The following is a 16,983-nucleotide window of genomic DNA, read 5'->3' on the forward strand; positions in this document are numbered from 1 at the left end:
GATGCTAGCCTAATCTCGGCGTTTCGACGTTCAAATTTGTGATACGTTCCGTCAGCTCTCCCGTCGAGGGACCGATCCATTAAGGTTCACACCGTCCCCAGGGGTTGTCGCCACAGACACGAGATCGATATCGGCCACCGTCGGCAGCATTGCTCAGCGGATTGTCCGATCACTTTTCGTCGGCAATTCTGAAGCTGGCGTCAACCTCTCCCTTCAGAGCATTGTCAACGCACTTTAGCCAATCCTGCCAAATTCCCGCGTCCATAGGCTTTCCGTCCGCCAATAAGCTCATACTTCCTAAAAGAGACCCGACATCATCAGATCCTGTTCGGCTATAATATTCCTCTAGAAGCGAGAACATTGCTTTAAAAGCCTGTTCCGATGTCATTAATTTTCGTGCCATTTTCTACCTCTGAAGCCCAACTCCGGGGACAAAACGTTCTCGGTATTTGATTCACTCCGCCGTTTTGAATTATCCCATTTCGCGCTTGAGCCCAAACCTGACTTCCATCCGTTTTGGTACTTATGAAAATATCATTTCCGTATTTATCCTGCCCAACTCTGTTATTCGGATTATTCACCCGAGCGTACTGCTGTCGCAATTTCGTTACTTTTTTGGACAGCAAATGTGCCTTAAGCCTGAGTTACCTTTTCCGTCCCCAGTTACTCTCCAGCCAAAACGTGCCAAATCGATTATCTGGCCACACAAGACGCACTGAGTGGGCCAGCCATTTCTGCGCCAAGTTGCAACCTCTTGTAACGTCGCACCGTGTGCGTAGGCCGTCCATTCAATATTTGTAAAGCCGAGCCTGCTTTTAATCTCTGCCGCCAAAGGACTATCGAGCATTTGTTCCAGGATTTCTTCTGCCTGCTCAGCCGTTATCGCGTTATGCGACAGCTCTTCAAGAAGATCGCGCTCGATCATAGTTTAATACTCCGTCCAGGTACCGGTGGCTTATACATCTCTCCCGTAGTTGGATTCATGGAGCCAAGATGTTTTCCCTTATTGTTGTATACTTCAATATCGTTATGCGTGTAATCCCATTCATAGTAGCGGGTACTGGAACCACTTCCGGACTTCTTACGACCTTTGCCCGCATTATCCAGGTCTTTCCATACCTCGCTTTCCCCCTTAGTCGGATTTGCTACTCGCTCACCTCCCGCATCACCGGTTTTCTCGGCATCGTCGGAGTTCTCGCTGTCTGTTGAACTGCCCTTCTTATTATAAACGACCTCCATCCTGCCATCGCGAGACAGTTGATCCGCAACGGTTGAGAGCAGATCCGGCACCATTCCCGTGCCGTTATAGGTGCCAGAAACCAGGTCGCAGGTTGTCGAATAGCAGTTGAGTACAACCGATATCAGGGCGTTATCCGGCGTCGTTATCGTCGCAACACGCCTGACCTCTGATGCCTGCCCTGTAATTTGTACGACAGTTCCATCATCGAGCTTCCTAGAGGTGTTGATTGCCTGCCCCGCCGTTCCAGGGGTCAAAAGCACCATGATCGAAGCCAGTGCCGCCGTGGCCGCAGCGGTATCTCCCAGCACAGCGCCGGTAGAATTCCGGAATAACGTATAGCAATTCCACGCTCCGTCCGGAGTAATCAGATATGTTCCGGAAGCAGTCGTAATCGAGCAGGAAACCGTATCAGCGTAAGCGGGCGTCACCAGCCAATCGAAGAAGTGATACTCGTTTTCGCTGTGGTTCGCTCCGCAGCTGGCAAGCTGCGCCAGCACCTTGGGGTCCTTGGCATAGGTGGCGAGCGCGACGGCGGCTTTTGAATCCTGAGGCGTCAGCACACCGGCTGCCGTCATTCTGGTGATCGCATTGTCGATTGCCTCGGCAATAGTCTGTCCGGCAATTACAGCCCCTTGCAGGCTCTGCACCGAGACGTAAGGCTCAAGATCGATATGCTTGTCTTTGGTGATGACATTCTGCTGTGCCGGATCGGTGTTGATCTGATCGACCGGTCTTGTCTGCCCGCTCTGCTCAAGCGAGGCCTGCTGACCGGGATTGCGGACAGTAATGTTCCCCGCCGCGCCGCTACCGCTGATCGTCGCCTTGACCGACTGCTCAACATCATCGAGTTGGTACTTGCCGCTGGCGCTGGAATTGTTCCTGGTTTGACCGTTGGCGTCTGTGCCGGAATAAAGGTCGATGTTGGCGTTGACCTCATAGCCCTGGTATTTCTGGGTACCGACGAAATCGGACCAGGTGAGCGTGCCGGTATCGAGATTGACCTGCCCGTCAGTGGAGATCAGGCCGCCGGCGGCCAGATTGGTATTCTTGCCGACGATGATATTCTGGTCGCCGGTGGAATAGAGACCGGCGGGCGTATCGATCCAGTTGGTCGAACCCTTACCAGAACCGAAGCCCGGCTGCACGCCGCCTAGCATTAGACCACCCAGGGCCGTGCCGACATTGCCTGCCGTCAGCAGATCCTGGCCAGCGCTGCTGCCGATCGTCGGGCCGGTGAACGAGAAGCCGAGCGAAGCCGAACTATCGGATTGGCTACCGGTATTCGGCGTCGAAACGATATTGAGATTGCCGCCGACATTGCCATCGATCGTGTCGGCGGAGAACACGGTGTTGTTGAGTGTCGTGTCGCCCTTCGAGACGAAGGTAATATTGTTCGTCGCGCTGACTGTGGAGATCACCTGCGTCGTCGACGAACTCGACGATTTCGACTGGCCGGCCGAGACGCTGGCCGTCGGCGTGATGCCTGTCGCGCCGCCCATGCCCACGCCAACCGACACGCCAATGCTGGCGCCGGCAGACTGGCTGCGTGACGAGGCATTCGACGTCGCCTGAGCGCCGGCCATGTCGATGTTGTTGGCGGAAATCTTTACGCTGCCATTCATCGGATCATCGGCATGATCGGCGCTGGCCGTAGCCGAGATCTGCGCGCCACGGCTCACAAGATCACCATCGGTGGAGATATCGACCGAGCGCCCCGAAATCGTCGGCAGGACCGGTGTCGACGTCGAAACCGAGGTCTCGTTCTTTGAATAGCTAAAGCCGGCTGTCAAAGAGACCGAGGCGAGGTTGCCGGCATTGATGCCATCCTTGAGGCTGGACAGTGCATCGTAAGCTTGCATGCCGGCAAAAGCGACATTGGCGGCCGAATAACCGTCCGTGACCTTGCCAATCTTGGAAGCAAGGTTCTCGATGCTCTGGCCGGCGCCGACGAAGCTGGAGGAGACGCCGACGCTGACGCCGGCAAAGAAGCTGGTCGCCACCTCATCGAAATTGGTGATGTCATTGCCGGAGAGGATGTTGACGCCGTTCTTCCCGACGATGGTGACGCCACCGCCGGCGGCGATCTGGCCTGCCTGATCGTTGAAGGTGTCGCCGGCCTTAAGCGTGATGTCTCCGCCGGCCTTTATAGTGGACACCGCATTGGTATCGGCGCTCTGGCTGACTTGATCGGTAAAGCGCCCGACGCCAATGCCGATCGAGGCACCCCCACCGCCGGTCGAGACCTGAATACCGAAGCCGGAGCGCTTGTCGCTCTTCGAGGTGTCGTCGCTCTCATGGCCCGGCAGGATGTTGATATCGCCGGTTGCCTTGCCCGTGACATCACCGTTTGTCGCCGAGATCGACGAACCGATTATATTAAGGTCGCCCTTAGTGGCATTGAGGGTGATGTTGCCATTGGCGGCAGACAGCGTCGAGCCGACATTGTCGCTCGAACTTTCGCTGATCGTCTTGTCATGGCTGCCATAGATCGAGATAAACCCACCACCGGAACCCACGCCGATGCCCGACTTCTTAGTCTGCCTGTCGCTCTCGTGTTCCTCCTGAGCCCCCATGACGGTGACCGTGGAGCCGGAGAGGCTGAGATCATTGCCCGCAGCTATCTCCGAACCCGAGACAACAGCCTCGCCACCGGCGTTGACGGTGATATTGCCGGATGCGGAAATCGAGGAACCGACCGTATTCTCGTCGTAGGTATGGGTATGGGTCTTCGACGACGAGAGGAAGCCGCTCTTCTTGCTGTCGGACGTGGTCTCGTCGGTGTTCTTGCCGGAAGCGATAACAATGTTGCCGGTGGCGCTGATGTTGGCATTGGCCGTATGAGCCGCATCACCAGCCGTGACATCCGAAGCCGAGATCGTGACGTTACCACCGCTGGAGGCGATATCGACGCCGGTCTGGCCCGAGATCGACGAACCGTTCGCGGTGGTCGTCGCTTCGGTTGCCTTTTTCGAACCGTATTTGCTGGACGACGACGCGCTATCGGTTGCTTCACCAATGGTGATGTCACCCTTGGCGGCCAGGTTGGCGGTACCGCCCTTGGCATCGATATCCGAGCCGATGACGCTGATGTTGCCGGCGTCGGCCTGAACCGTCACGTTGCCATTCTGCGAGGTGATCGAGGAAGCGTTGTTGGTAACGGCGGTCGAGGAGGACTGGCCGCCCTTGTAGCCGGTCGCGACACCCGCGACGGTCTTCGAGCTCGAACTCGTCTGATCCTGCGAGGCCGTGATTGCGATATTGCCGTTCGTCGAGACGATGCCGAGGTTACCGCCAGCGTCGAGCGTCGAGCCGCCGATCAGCACACCCTGGTTACCCGATACCAGCATGGCGCCGCCGGCAATGAGCGACGAGCCCTGCTGGATCTGGCTGGTTGTGGTCGTGATCGTGCCGCCCTGCGAGAGGTTCAGCCGGTCCTTGGTGAGAACGGTGTTGTCGACGCCAGCCGAGATGATGCTGACCAAGCCGCTCGAGGAGGCGATGGACAGGTCACCGCCGACCTTGGCAGAGCTGGCGATGATGTTGACGCCGTTGGTGCCGGCAATGCTGAGATTGCCGCCTGATGTCACGGTGGTCCCAACCAGCGTCTGCACGCCGCCATTGTCCTGCTTGACGGCGCCGATCGTGACGGTCTGGCCGGAGAGTTGGGCGCTGCCACCGGCGGCAACCTTCGTCCCGCTCAGTGTCAAGCTGCCCGCGGCGGCATCCATCTTTAGATTTCCGCCGGCCGTGACGCCGCCATTGGCGGCAACCACGGTCTGTCCGCCGATGTTCATGGTCTGGGCGGCGAGCGTGATGCCGTTCTCGGCATTGAGGTTCATATTGCCGCCGGCAAGGAAAGCGCCGCCATTGGCCTTGATGCTGCCCGCGTTGATGGTCATGCCGTCGGCCGCGGCAATCGCGCCGGAATTGTCGACTGAGCCGGCATCGATGCTAACCGTATTGCCGGCGATTATGGCCGCGGATGTGGTTTTGGCGCGATCCGCGGCCGAGAGATAGACGACCGGCACCAGCACGGGCGCGCCGTCGACGACCTCTGTCTGATAGATGACCATGGATTGCGTCAGCGATGCGGCCTGCGCGGGCGTCAATGCCTGCCCGAGACCAAGACCGTTCGCTTCGGCATAGGCAACGCCATTGTCCAGCAGCGCCTTTATCTGGTCGGTGGCGTTATCGCCAGGAACGAAGGACCCCGCGCCAAGACCATTGCCGACCAGTTGCCGCATCTGCTCGTCGATGAGCTGGTTGTCGAAATAGGCATCGCCGAGGAAGGGAACCTTGGTCTCGGGCGTGTAGCCGATCCGATCTATGAAATAGGCCGAGCCGTAGAACTTCGACACGTCAAGGAAGGCTGCTCGCGTCTCGAACAGGAAGACCTGGCCCGGGACCGTGCCACCGACACCGCCCGATTGCGGCTTGGCAAGCGAGGCGAGCTGCGTGCCATTTGTCTGCAGTATCTGGGCGAGATTGCCGCTATTGCCGATCGCGGCAGTGAGCTTGCCCATCAGGCTATTCGGGCTGACCGAAGCGCCGGCAGCCATCAGAGTGTTGCCGCTAATCGCAGTTCCGTTGGATGCAGTTACACTGTTGCCGCTGACCGCAACACTGTTGCCCACAGCCAGGTTGCCGCCACTTATCGAAGCGCCGCCGCTGGCCCGCAGATTGCTGCTGCCGATCGCCGGCCCCGAGCCGATCATCGGGCCGCTAGCGGCAAGCGATGGGCCGCTGCCGGCGCTAGCGCCGCCATTAGCTGCTACGTTTGAAAGGATGGGGTTGACGCTGAACAGCGCGCCGCCGGCGGTCATGCTGCCGAGCGCACCAAGCGGATTGTTCGCCGTCGCCGGAGCGTCGATCGCAACCTGGCCAGCGATCGAACCGTTGGACGCGACATTGTTGACGGCACCGCCGCCATTGATGGCGAGAGCGCCGCGTGCCTGGATAACGCCCGAGATGGCGCCGACCACCTGCACGCCGACCGTGGAGCCGGAGTTCAGATCGCGCGACGGATCGCGCGTGCCGTTGGGATTCCGTGAATAGGTGAGCGTCGGGTCATTGCTGCCAATGCAAGGACGGTTGGGACCGCTGCAATTGAGGCCGCCTTGCGTGGTGTCGGAGGAGACGACATCCGGGTAGTATTGGCATGGGGTGCTGCTGTCGCAGATCGTTTGCGTGACGCGGTTCAACGTCGCGCCATCATTGGTGAGGGTGCCGGCGACGGTGAGAAGCATGTTGCCGTCGGACTTGATCGAGCTGTAGCCATTCCACAGATTGGTCGCATTGATGGTGAGATCGCTGCCTGCTCGGATCTGCGCGGAGGCGCCGGCACCGCTGATCAGCTGATCCTGCGAGACGATCTGGCTGACCAGGTGATTGACGGTTTGCGTCCAGGCGTAGGTCTCTTCATGGTCGCCTGAACCGGTTCCGCAACGCGTTTCGCAGCCATAGGTCCTGGTGATCACGTCGTAGGCGCTGAGGATGGCGTTGGAAATCTGCACATTGCGCTGGATGGCCGGCGCCGAGGCCGTGACGTTGCTCAGGCCGTTGGTCAGGATCGACATGGTGCCCCCGGACTGAATGAGACCGGCAGAGTTGACGACGGCGCCGTTGCGCTGACCGCCACCAGGCCCTGCTATGGCAAGACCGTTGCCGGACAGGATAGCTCCCTGATCGTTGGTGAGCGTGCCGCCGGCGAAGAGGTTGGCATTATTGCCCGCAAAGACGAGACCGGACGGGCTGTTATAGAAGTCGGCAGCGACGTTGAAGGTCAGATTGTTGCCGGCCGCCAGCTGCCCGGTATTGCCGAGCGACGGCAGGTTGAGCGTCAGGTCGTGCGCGGCGAGCAGCGAAGTGCCGGAAGTCGTGGCGAGACCCGTGGCGGAGATGGTTATGTCACCAGAACCGCCGGCATTGGTAACGGTGCTGATCTGCGCGTTGGAAAGATCGGCGCCGCCGGAGAGATTGAGGCTGAGGCCGCCAAAGACGAGATTGCTTCCCGAAAGATTGGCGGATGAAGCGTTGACGATCAGCGTGCCGCCGGCGGCAATCCGGCTACCCCTGCTGCCCGAGAGATCCAGTGCGCCGGTATTGAGCGTCAGATTGCCACCGACACGAGTGGTGCTGGTATAGGCGATAGCGCCGGGGCTTGTGAGCGCAGTGTTCCCCAGGCTTTGCAGGCTGTTGTAGCTGATATTTTGCGTCGCCGTGGCGGAAAAGTTGCCGCCCGAGAGCAATGAGTTCGCGCTGATGCTGCCGTTCGAGGCGGCAAGCGTCATGGTGCCGGCGCGACGCAACATCAGGCTGCGGTTGCCTGACGCGTTGGTGGCGGCAAAATCGACGCCGGAGACCAGCGTATCGATCGAGATCGACCGGGCGCTGAAATTGATATTGCCGGTCCCCAGCGATTGGCCTGTCAGCGTGATCGCGTTACCCGCGGTGAGCGACAGATCGCCATGGGCAACGGCATTGGCGCCGATATTGTTCGCCGCATTGGCGGTAATCGTCCCTGCAGCAAGGAGGCTGTTGAAAGAGATGTCGCCTGCCGTGGCTGCGAGCGTGACATTGCCGTCCTGGCCTAGAATGACGTTGCCGGCGCCCGATTGGTCCATCGCCGCAAAATCGACACCGGCCGCGATGACGTTGCCGCCGACGGCAGATCCGGTGACCGAGACGTTGCTGGCGCCCAGGAGCTGGCCGTTGATCCTGACTGCGCCGGGACTGGTGGAGGAACCGATCGCGACGGCACCGTGGCCCGTGATGTTGCCGCCCGTAAAGGCACTCGCGGCCACGTTGAGGTTGCCTGCGACGATCAGCGTGCCGGCCGATGCACTTGCGGCGTTAATAGTCAGATCGCCGCTTGATCCGAGAGCGATGGCGCCGTTCGATGAACGCGCAGTGGCGGCGAAATCGACGCCGGTAACTGCCTGACCGAGTTGGACGGTCGAACCGGAGAGCAAGACGTCGCCAGCACTGAGGAGCTGACCCGAGACATTGACGCTGTTGCTGGTGGTCAGGGTGACATCGCCATGCCCGGTCACGGCATTGGCCGTAATCGCAGACGCACTGGCATTGATAGCGCCAGCCGATAGCATGGTCTGCGTCGTGATGCTCGCGGACGCGGTCAAATTCATATTGCCGGCAGTTCCGAGCACTATACCGCCGCCGCTGGCGTTGGTGGCGGCGAAATCAACACCCGAAATCAAGACGGGTGCACTGATGCTACCGCCACTTATTGTGAGATCGCCTGCGGAAATTACCTGACTGGTAGCTGCGAGATTGCCGAAAATATCGACTTTGCCATGACTGGTAATGCTGGCAGCCGTCAGATTTGTGGCTCTTGCCACGAGATCGCCGGCAGAAAGGATCGTTCCAGCCGTGATATTGCCGGTGGCCGTCAGATCAGTGCCGCCCGACGATGCAAGCACGATATTGCCGCCCGCGGCATTGGTGGCGGCAAAGTCGATGCCGGAGATCAAGGTCGGTGCGCTGATGCTGCCGCCGTTGATCGTGAGATCGCCTGCGGCCAGGATCTGGTTGCTGACATCGACATTGCCGATAATGCCGACATTGCCGTGGCTTGTGACGCTACCCGCCTGGAGATTGGCCGTCTTTGCCGTGATATCGCCCGCCGACAGGATCGTGCCGGCCGTGGCATTGCCTGAAACGGTGAGGTCCGTCTTACCGGCCCCTCCAAGCACGATGCTTCCGCCGTTGGCCGCGGTCGCCGCGAAATCCACGCCGGAGACCAGAAGTCCGGCGTTGAGGCTGGCTGCATCGATCGAGAGATTGCCGGCCGATAGGACTTGGTCACTGACGTCGACACGACCGCTGGCCGCCAGATCGGTCGTGCCGTGGCTTGTGATGCTATTCGCACTCAGTTCGCTCGCTTGCGCGGTCAAATTGCCTGCCGACAACAGCGTGCCGACCGTGAGATTACCGTTTGAAGCCAGGGACATATCGCCACTTGATGTCTGGACGATATTGCCGTTGGCGGCCGCGGTGCCAGTGAAGTCGACACCGGAGACGATTGCGCCTGCGGCGATGCTCGGGCCTGAGATGCTGATGTTTCCGCCACCAAGGACTTGGCTATGGACGGTCGTCGCACCAGCAAGCGCGACATCTTGGTGCCCGGTGATGGTGTCGGCCGTCACGCTGGCGGCATTGACGTCGATGGTGCCAGCGGCCTGCATCGTCGATGCCGAGAACCCGCTATTGAGCCGAGCGGTCAGGTATCCGGCTGGACCAAGAACGATATTGCCGCCAGACGCGTTGGTAGCAGCAAAATCGATACCAGCGACGACAGATTGGGCCGAAAGGCTCTGGCCATTGATCAGGATGTTGCCGGCGCCGAGAACCTGGCCGGCAACGCTGGTCGCGCCACTAAGCATGATATCGCCATGCGCTGTGACAGCATCCGCAATCACGGTCGCGCCGCTAGCCGAAAAAGTACCGGCCGAGAGCAATGTGCCAGTATTGATCACACCGGTCGAAGCAAGCGTCAGGTTGCCGCTTATCGTCTGGACGATGGTCCCGCTAGCGGCGGCCGTTGCGGCAAAGTCGACACCCGAGACGATAGATCCTGCCTTGATGCTTGGGCCGGAGATGCCAACGTTACCGCCGGAAAAGAGCTGGTTGGCGACATTCACGCCTCCGACTGCGGTTCCGGAAAGTGTGACGTCCTTGTGGCCAGTAATCGAAGCTGCTGAGACGGATGCGCCACCGACGTCGATGGCACCCGCAGCCTGTATAGTCGGGGCCGCAACGGCGCCATTGACGTTCACTGTCAAATCGCCGCTTTGACCAAGGACGATATTGCCGCCAGCTTCGTTGGTCGCGGCGAGATCGATGCCTGCAACAAGAGTCTGCGCCGAAAGGCTTTGACCGGTAATCGATATGTTGCCAGATCCCAGGATCTGGTTTGTGACGCTGATCGCGCCGCCGAGCATCACGGCGCCATGTGCCGTGATGCCGTCAGCGGTGATCGTCGAACCGGAGACGTTCAAATTGCCAGCTGAGAGCAGAATGCCGGCGTTGACGATGCCCGCGGAGGCAAGCGTCAGGTCACCGCTTGCCGTCTGAGCGATATTGCCGTTAGCGGCTGCAGTCCTAGCGAAATCGACACCGGAAACCGCAGTCCCAACCTTGATGCCTGGACCGGAGATGGCGATGTTGCCTCCGCCAAGGACTTGATTGGCGACGGTGGTTGATCCGGATAAGGTAATGTTGCTGTGGCCGGTGACGGCATTGGCATTGATAGTCGCGCCGCTCACATCAATGGTGCCCGCCGCCTGCATTGTCGGCACCGCCACCGCGCCATTGACAGCCATGTTCAAATCGCCGCCCTGTCCAAGCACGATATTGCCGCCATCGGCGCTCGTCGCATCGAAGTCGATACCGGAGACGACGGTTTGAGCGGTCAGGCTCGGGCCGGTGATGGAGACGTCGCCTGAGCCGAGGATCTGGTTTGTGACATTGATCGCGCCGCCGAGCGTCATGCCACCATGGGCCGTGATCCCGTTCGCCGTAATGGTCGAGCCGGAGGCGGTCAAATTACCTGCCGATAGTAGCGTGCCAGTGTCGATTATGCCGGCTGAGGTAAGCGTCAGATCGCCGCTTGTCGTCTGGAAGATGTTCCCATTAGCGCCTGCAGTTGCCGCGAAATCGATACCCGAGACCGCGGTACCGACCTTAATGCTCGAGCCGGAGATGCCAACATTACCGCCTCCAAGGAGCTGGTTGGCGACATTCACACCTCCGACTGCCGTGCCGGAAAGGCTGATATCCTTATGACCGGTGATCGAAGCTGCTGCCACGGACGTGCCGCTGATGTCGAGGGCACCCGCAGCCTGTATGGTCGATGCCGCAACGGCACCATTGACGTTCACGTCCAAATCGCCGGTCTGACCAAGGACGATATTGCCGCCGGCGGCGTTGGTGGCATTGAAGTCAATGCCGGCGACAAGCGTCTGTGCCCACAGACGCTGACCCGAGATCAGCACGTTACCGGCACCCAGGATTTGGCCACTGACGCCGATCACGCCGCCAAGCGTCATGTCGCGATGCACGGAAATATTGCCGGCGGTGATCGATGCGCCCTTCGCAATGAGATCGCCCGCTGACAACAGCGTTCCCGCGCTGATCGCGCCTGCGCTCGTCAATGTCAGATTGCCAGTTCCCGCGGTTGTCGAGCCAAGGGTGATGCGCCCGCCTGCCGCATTGGTGGCGGCAATATCAACGCCTGAGACAATGGCATCAGCCGCGATGCTGGAACCGGCGATGCCGACATTGCCGCCGCCGAGCACCTGGCCGCCGATCTTCACGCTGCCGCTTCCGGCGGTCGCATTGGTGGCGCCGGTCAGCGTGATATTCTTGCTGCCGGTGATCGCATCGGCAGTGATGGTCTGACCGGTGGCGTTGATCGCTCCGGCTGCCAGCGCGGTTCCCGCCTGGATGGCGCCTGCGCTGTCGTTGATTGTCAGATCGCCGTTACCCGCCAGCACGATATTGCCGCCGACGGCCTTGGTCGCGACAAAATCGACCCCAGACGCAAGCAGACCCGCACTGACACCATTGGCGTTGCCATTGATGGTGATATCGCTGGCTCCAAGCAATTGGTTGGCAACGCGCATGCCGCCGTCGATACGGACGTTGCCGTGACTGGTGAGATTGTTAGCCTGCAGCAAGGAAGCCTGGGCCGTCAGGTTACCGGCCGACAGCAACGTGCCGACCGTGATACTGCCGGCGGCAGCTTTTAGATCGAGTGCGCCGGCTGAACCCAGGACGATGTTGCCACCGGCGGCGTTGGTCGAGGCAAAGTCGACACCGGACGCAATAGCGGTCGCCTGAATGCCAGCCCCGGAGATCAGGATATCGCCCGCCCCCAGAATCTGACCACTTGCGTCTATCGCAGCGTTGACGGTCAGCCCACCATGCGAAGTAACATTGGCGGCCATGAGCGAAGTCGCGGTCGCGGTAAGATTGCCGGCTGATTGAATATTCCCCGCCGTGATATTGCCGGTCGCACTGGTGTTGAGGCTTCCAGCCGACTGCAGATTGCCAGTGGCTATCGTGCCGCCGGTTGCCGTCAGGCTCAAGTTGCCTGCCGAGCCCGCGACAATCGCGGGCGATTGCGCTGAGAGAACGACATTCCCGCCAGGATCGGCACTGGTGGCAGCAATATTGATGCCGGAAACAACCATGCCGGTGGAGATTGACTGCGCAGTGGCGCCGACATTGCCCTGCGCCAGGACATTGCCGGAAACGGCAAGACTATTACCAGCGGTAAGAGCTAGATTGTTGTAGCTCAACAGCGAGGCGGCAGAGATCGAGCCGGCCGTGGCAGTCAGGGTGAGGTCGCCGGTGCTGTTGGCAGCGCCGGCAATTGCGATATCGCCTGAGGTCGCGGAAAGCGTTGCAGCACCGTTGCCGGCGGTAACGCTGCCGGCCGCAATCCCGCCGCCTGAACTCATCTGGGTGGTCGCGCCGCTGTTCACGTCGCCGGAGACGCTGAGCAAGCCAGTTCCGTTTGCAAGCACGATATCGCTATCCGCTGCGACCGATTGCAGGGTGATGCCTTGGTCGGCGCTAATCGCAACCTTCTGCCTTGAGGTCACTTTGGCGGCGGTGACCTTCTGTTTCGACGTGATGGTCACGCCCTGGCTGCCCGACGCATTGCCGATCGAGATCTTGCCGTCAGCAGATAGCGACAGTTCGCCCGTGTTGGCGGCCATGTCGCCGCTCATCTTCACGCCGGCGCCCTTTTCGGTGACGACGACCTTGATACGGTCCGCCTGCGTCGCACCGAGCGCTGTGCCGTCGATCGCATATTCGGGGGTGCCCGAGGTGGCGGTCAGCGCCGTCGCCTCGCCGGTGGCGTAGTTGTATTGGCTGGCGCCACCAGTCAGGCGCACGGTCTTGCCATAGATCGGCGCGTTGACATGGATCTGGCGGGAGACGACGTCGAACAGATCGACAGCGCCCGGAGCAGCCGCGAAATTGCCACCTGCCCCTTCGAAGGTGACATCACCGCCATTGACGGTAAATCCTGTCAGGCTGCCGTCGGAGCCGATATTAGGAACACCGGTCGTCAGCGTCGCATGCGGCGTGTTGATGAAGCCGCAGCCCGCGCAGGTGATCCCGTTAGGATTCGCGATGATGACGTCAGCTCTGCCGCCATAGACCTCCGTTGGGCCATTCAGGGCCGAGCGATTGCCGAATGTGACCTCGTTGAGAATGACGGAAGCCGGGTTCGAGGCATTGAGGTTCGGATTGCCTGGCGTCACCCCGCCGAGGTTCGAGGTGCCTTGCTCGCCTTTGAAATTATTGAGGATCAGACCCTGGGTGCCGACGTTGAAATTGTCGTACTTGTTATGCGACAGGCCGGCGGCGTTCGGTGTGACGATATCGATAAGCGGCACACCGTTCGGTGCAGTACCGACGCGGGGCTGATTGGCAACGGGTGCCGATCCGGCAGCGGAAACGGATTGCGCGTTAGCAATCGCTGGCTGCAGGAACAGAAGACCACTGAGAGTGACGGCAAGCGACTGCCGACCGAGGCGCATAAACCATGCTAGGCAGCGGCCTGCGGCTCTCTTATCCCCGGTTGCGAGTTTCGATCCACGTGACTTGATCTTCCTGCTCATTTTAAGCCTTCACCATTATGTGCGCGGCAAACCAATCTCGCCGTAGTTGTAACTGGCTGATCGAAAACGACACCGGTGCTACGAGACCGGCGTCAATTGCGGCTTCGGTTGAGGTAAACCTATTCCAAATAAGATGGGTCGCTTACGATGCTCATTGCTGCGGAACCTGCGCCATGGCCGGCCTTGCCGCTATTTCTTCGTCAGCAACCACTGCTTGACCTGCTGAGTGAAGGCGTTCGACAGCCGTTGCGCCAGAATATCGTCGGGCCCTGCGGCCGAAGCTGCGTTGACAGCCATGGCCACAAATATGCCGAGCCCCTCGCCGCGCATGCCGCTGTTACCTGCCGCAACGGGCTGCTCGGCAATGAGATGACCCGTCTTGGCGTCTTCCAGCCTAGCTATTCCCGAAATTTGGCTGTCGCTGTGAATGAGAACACGACCAACCTTCGTAGCCAGATCGACCACGTGCAGGCTAACGACCAACCGCGCTCGCGTTGGACCGCCCGGTAACCCGATCAGCTCCTTCTCCATGGTCCCTTTCAAGACGCGAACAACCGTGGCCAATTGTGGATCGGGTTTACCTTCCGTGAAAAGGCCTGTCATTTTGACATCAGGTGCTGTCTCGATGCGGATTTCGCGCACGGAGGTCTTTTGAAGAGCGGCCACGAGCCTTGGGTCCGTTGTGACGCAGGATGCAAGCAACATCGCGAGAACAAGGGCGATACTGCCGGAGATATACCGCATCAGCTGAGCCCCCAAGGCACCGGTTACAAATATCAAGCGCAAATCCATCTTCATCTTCTCAGCCGCCTCTTGTGGCCGGTGTGGTCTTCACGCCGCCGTCGAGTTTTTTGTAAAGTTCGCCCAATTGAGATTTCGGCGCCGCGCATCCTCTCGAACGCGCAAGATCCGTCAGCACCTGATTGCGATTGCGCAAGGCGTCGATCTCGATCTTCTCCGGCGATTTAGGATCCATGAAAAACAGGGCCGGCCAGAACAGAAGAACACCCGTGGCGCCGAGGATGACATTCTTGCCCTGGGCCTGCGAACGCTCCTTGACGGTCGAGAGTATCTGACGTTCGTTCGCCGCAAATTCGCGATTGATGCCGCTGCACTGCAGTCCGGTATCACCCGCAGTGGTCGATGCGATCGGATGCGCCTCTCGGCCACCACAACCCGACAGTATGATTGAACAGCTCAAAAGCACTGCGGTGGATAGCGCGAGAGCCTTTCGGTCTTTCATCATTGTGAAACTCATGATTTTACCCTGTTACACTTTTACCAACGTATTGAAGTACTTACGAAAAGAAGTCCGAAGTCGCGGCGGTCGACCGTGCCGCCGAGAACATCGGAATAACCCATATCGAAATTGACATTGCCGCCGGCGAGCTTGGCCCCGACCGTCCAGCCGAACATGTCGCCGCCGGCAATCTGATAGCGGGCCTGGCGGGCAATCCGACCGTAGTCGAGACCGACATAGGGCCTGAACTCTCCGAGAATCTTTGCAAGCGCGGCATTGTCGGCAAAAGGCTGCGTCCGCCAGACGAGATCGTTGCGGATGAAGAAGCCGTTATTGCCGTAAAGCATGGTTTCGCGCGTGCCGCGCACGGAGGAATAACCGCCGACCGAGATCTGCTCTGCTCCAAACAGATTGTCGGCGGAATATTGCCCGGTGACGATCGAATTGATCTCGAAATGCTGCTCCGCCACATCGAAGGGCCGCGTCATAGTGATCGTGCCTGAAAACTTCGAGAAGCGGGGATCGGCATTGCCTGCACCCGCATCGCCAGGAGCGACGGCATCGAAGAGATTGAGCCCCTGGCTGTAGGAGAGATCGAAGACCCAGAGGCCGCCGAGCATACGGCGCGAATGCGAGACACCGAGATCGCCGACCGTGTATTTGCGGCTGCCAACCTCGATCCGGTTGCCGAGCAGGAAATTGTTGGTTTCCTTGTAGGTCAGGCCGCTGTTGAAGGTGGTGATCGAATCCTTGTCGCGGAAGATCACCCGATCGGCGCCGACGCTGACCTGCTTGGAATCACCTGACGTATTGAGCGGCCCGAAATTACCCGGAACGGAACTGTCATATTCATACCAAGAGCCGTTGGCGGAAAAGGTCCAGTAGCCGTAGGGCACGCTGACATTGCCGGAATAGCTGTTGCTCTTGCCATGGCCATCCTTGCGCCAAGGATAATCCGGGCCGGTATGCTCGTAGCCGAAATTCCACTGATCGTTGATGCCGAAAAGATTGTCGTAGCCGATCGAGGCCGAGCTTTTGGAATAGCCGGTCTGCTCCTGGCCCAGATTGCTGTTGCCGAATGACAGATGCCAGGGCTGGCTGGGCTTGTTCTCTATATTGAGGATCGAGGTGCCGTCCGTCTTGCCCGGCAGCATCGCCGTCTTGGCATTGTTGGAGGTCAGGCGATTGATCTGGTCGAGACCCTGCTCGATATCGCGCAGATTGGTGATCTCGCCCTTCATGCCGGGAAAGGCCGTGGCGATCACGCCGGAGCCTGCGGCACGGGGACCCGAAACCGGTTTACCGTTGATGTAGATGTCAGAGAGTGTCCCCTCGACGGCAACGAGGCGCAGCACCTTGGTCTTGGCGATATCCTGCGCCGGTACATAGACGCGGGAGTTGACAAAACCTTTATCGAGATAAAGATGCGTAAGGTCGCGCAAGAGCGCATTGATCTCGCCGACACCGACACAGCGGTTCGCGTAAGGAGCGGTGACCTTGTCGATCGCGCCGGCCGAAAACTGTTTGACGCCCTCGACCTCGATACGGGTAATGGCAAAGCACGGGCCAGCCTTGCCGCCACCGGCCTTCTCCGGCTGCTGAACTTCGGCCGGAGAAGGCTTTGGCGTCATCTGACCCAGGCTCTGCAGCCGCTGCTGTTCCGCTTCCTGCGCCTGGCGGCGCGCGAAGTCGTCGTTCGGCGATTGCTGCGCGACAGCCTGGGCCGATACCAGGATCACCGACAGCAACGCGACGGCAAACGCCGCAAGAGATGACGACTTCGAAAAGCCTCGCCCCCTCCGCGCGGGAGGCGACCCTAAAGCCAGTGTCATGAGCTATTCCCGCCG

5 protein-coding genes are annotated in these 16,983 nt (G+C 59.8%); all 5 read right to left on the reverse strand.

The window, feature by feature from the left end; genetic code table 11:
* Positions 1-607: 607 nt before the first annotated feature.
* The 5 genes from AC13RM_RS11900 to AC13RM_RS11920 all read right to left on the reverse strand — a co-directional run bounded on the left by AC13RM_RS11900 (position 608) and on the right by AC13RM_RS11920 (position 16,968).
* A complete protein-coding gene (locus tag AC13RM_RS11900; protein WP_488555045.1) occupies positions 608-925 on the reverse strand; it encodes a hypothetical protein in 318 nt (105 codons plus the stop codon).
* On the reverse strand, positions 922-13,815 hold the full coding sequence (locus AC13RM_RS11905; RefSeq protein WP_488555046.1) for a two-partner secretion domain-containing protein: 12,894 nt from the start codon (positions 13,813-13,815) through the stop codon (positions 922-924). Before AC13RM_RS11905 ends, AC13RM_RS11900 begins: the two co-directional genes overlap by 4 nt.
* Positions 13,816-14,085: 270 nt before the next feature.
* The gene (locus AC13RM_RS11910; RefSeq protein WP_488555132.1) at positions 14,086-14,640 is read right to left on the reverse strand and encodes a hypothetical protein; all 555 of its coding nucleotides are present in this window, start codon (positions 14,638-14,640) and stop codon (positions 14,086-14,088) included.
* Between the two features lie 58 nt (positions 14,641-14,698).
* Positions 14,699-15,139 (reverse strand): hypothetical protein, encoded by a 441-nt coding sequence (locus tag AC13RM_RS11915; protein WP_488555133.1) that lies wholly within the window; start codon positions 15,137-15,139, stop codon positions 14,699-14,701.
* Between the two features lie 35 nt (positions 15,140-15,174).
* On the reverse strand, positions 15,175-16,968 hold the full coding sequence (locus AC13RM_RS11920; RefSeq protein ID WP_488555047.1) for a ShlB/FhaC/HecB family hemolysin secretion/activation protein: 1,794 nt from the start codon (positions 16,966-16,968) through the stop codon (positions 15,175-15,177).
* Between the last annotated feature and the right edge of the window lie 15 nt (positions 16,969-16,983).

Source organism: Martinezella sp. CNPSo 3732, assembly GCF_057784515.1.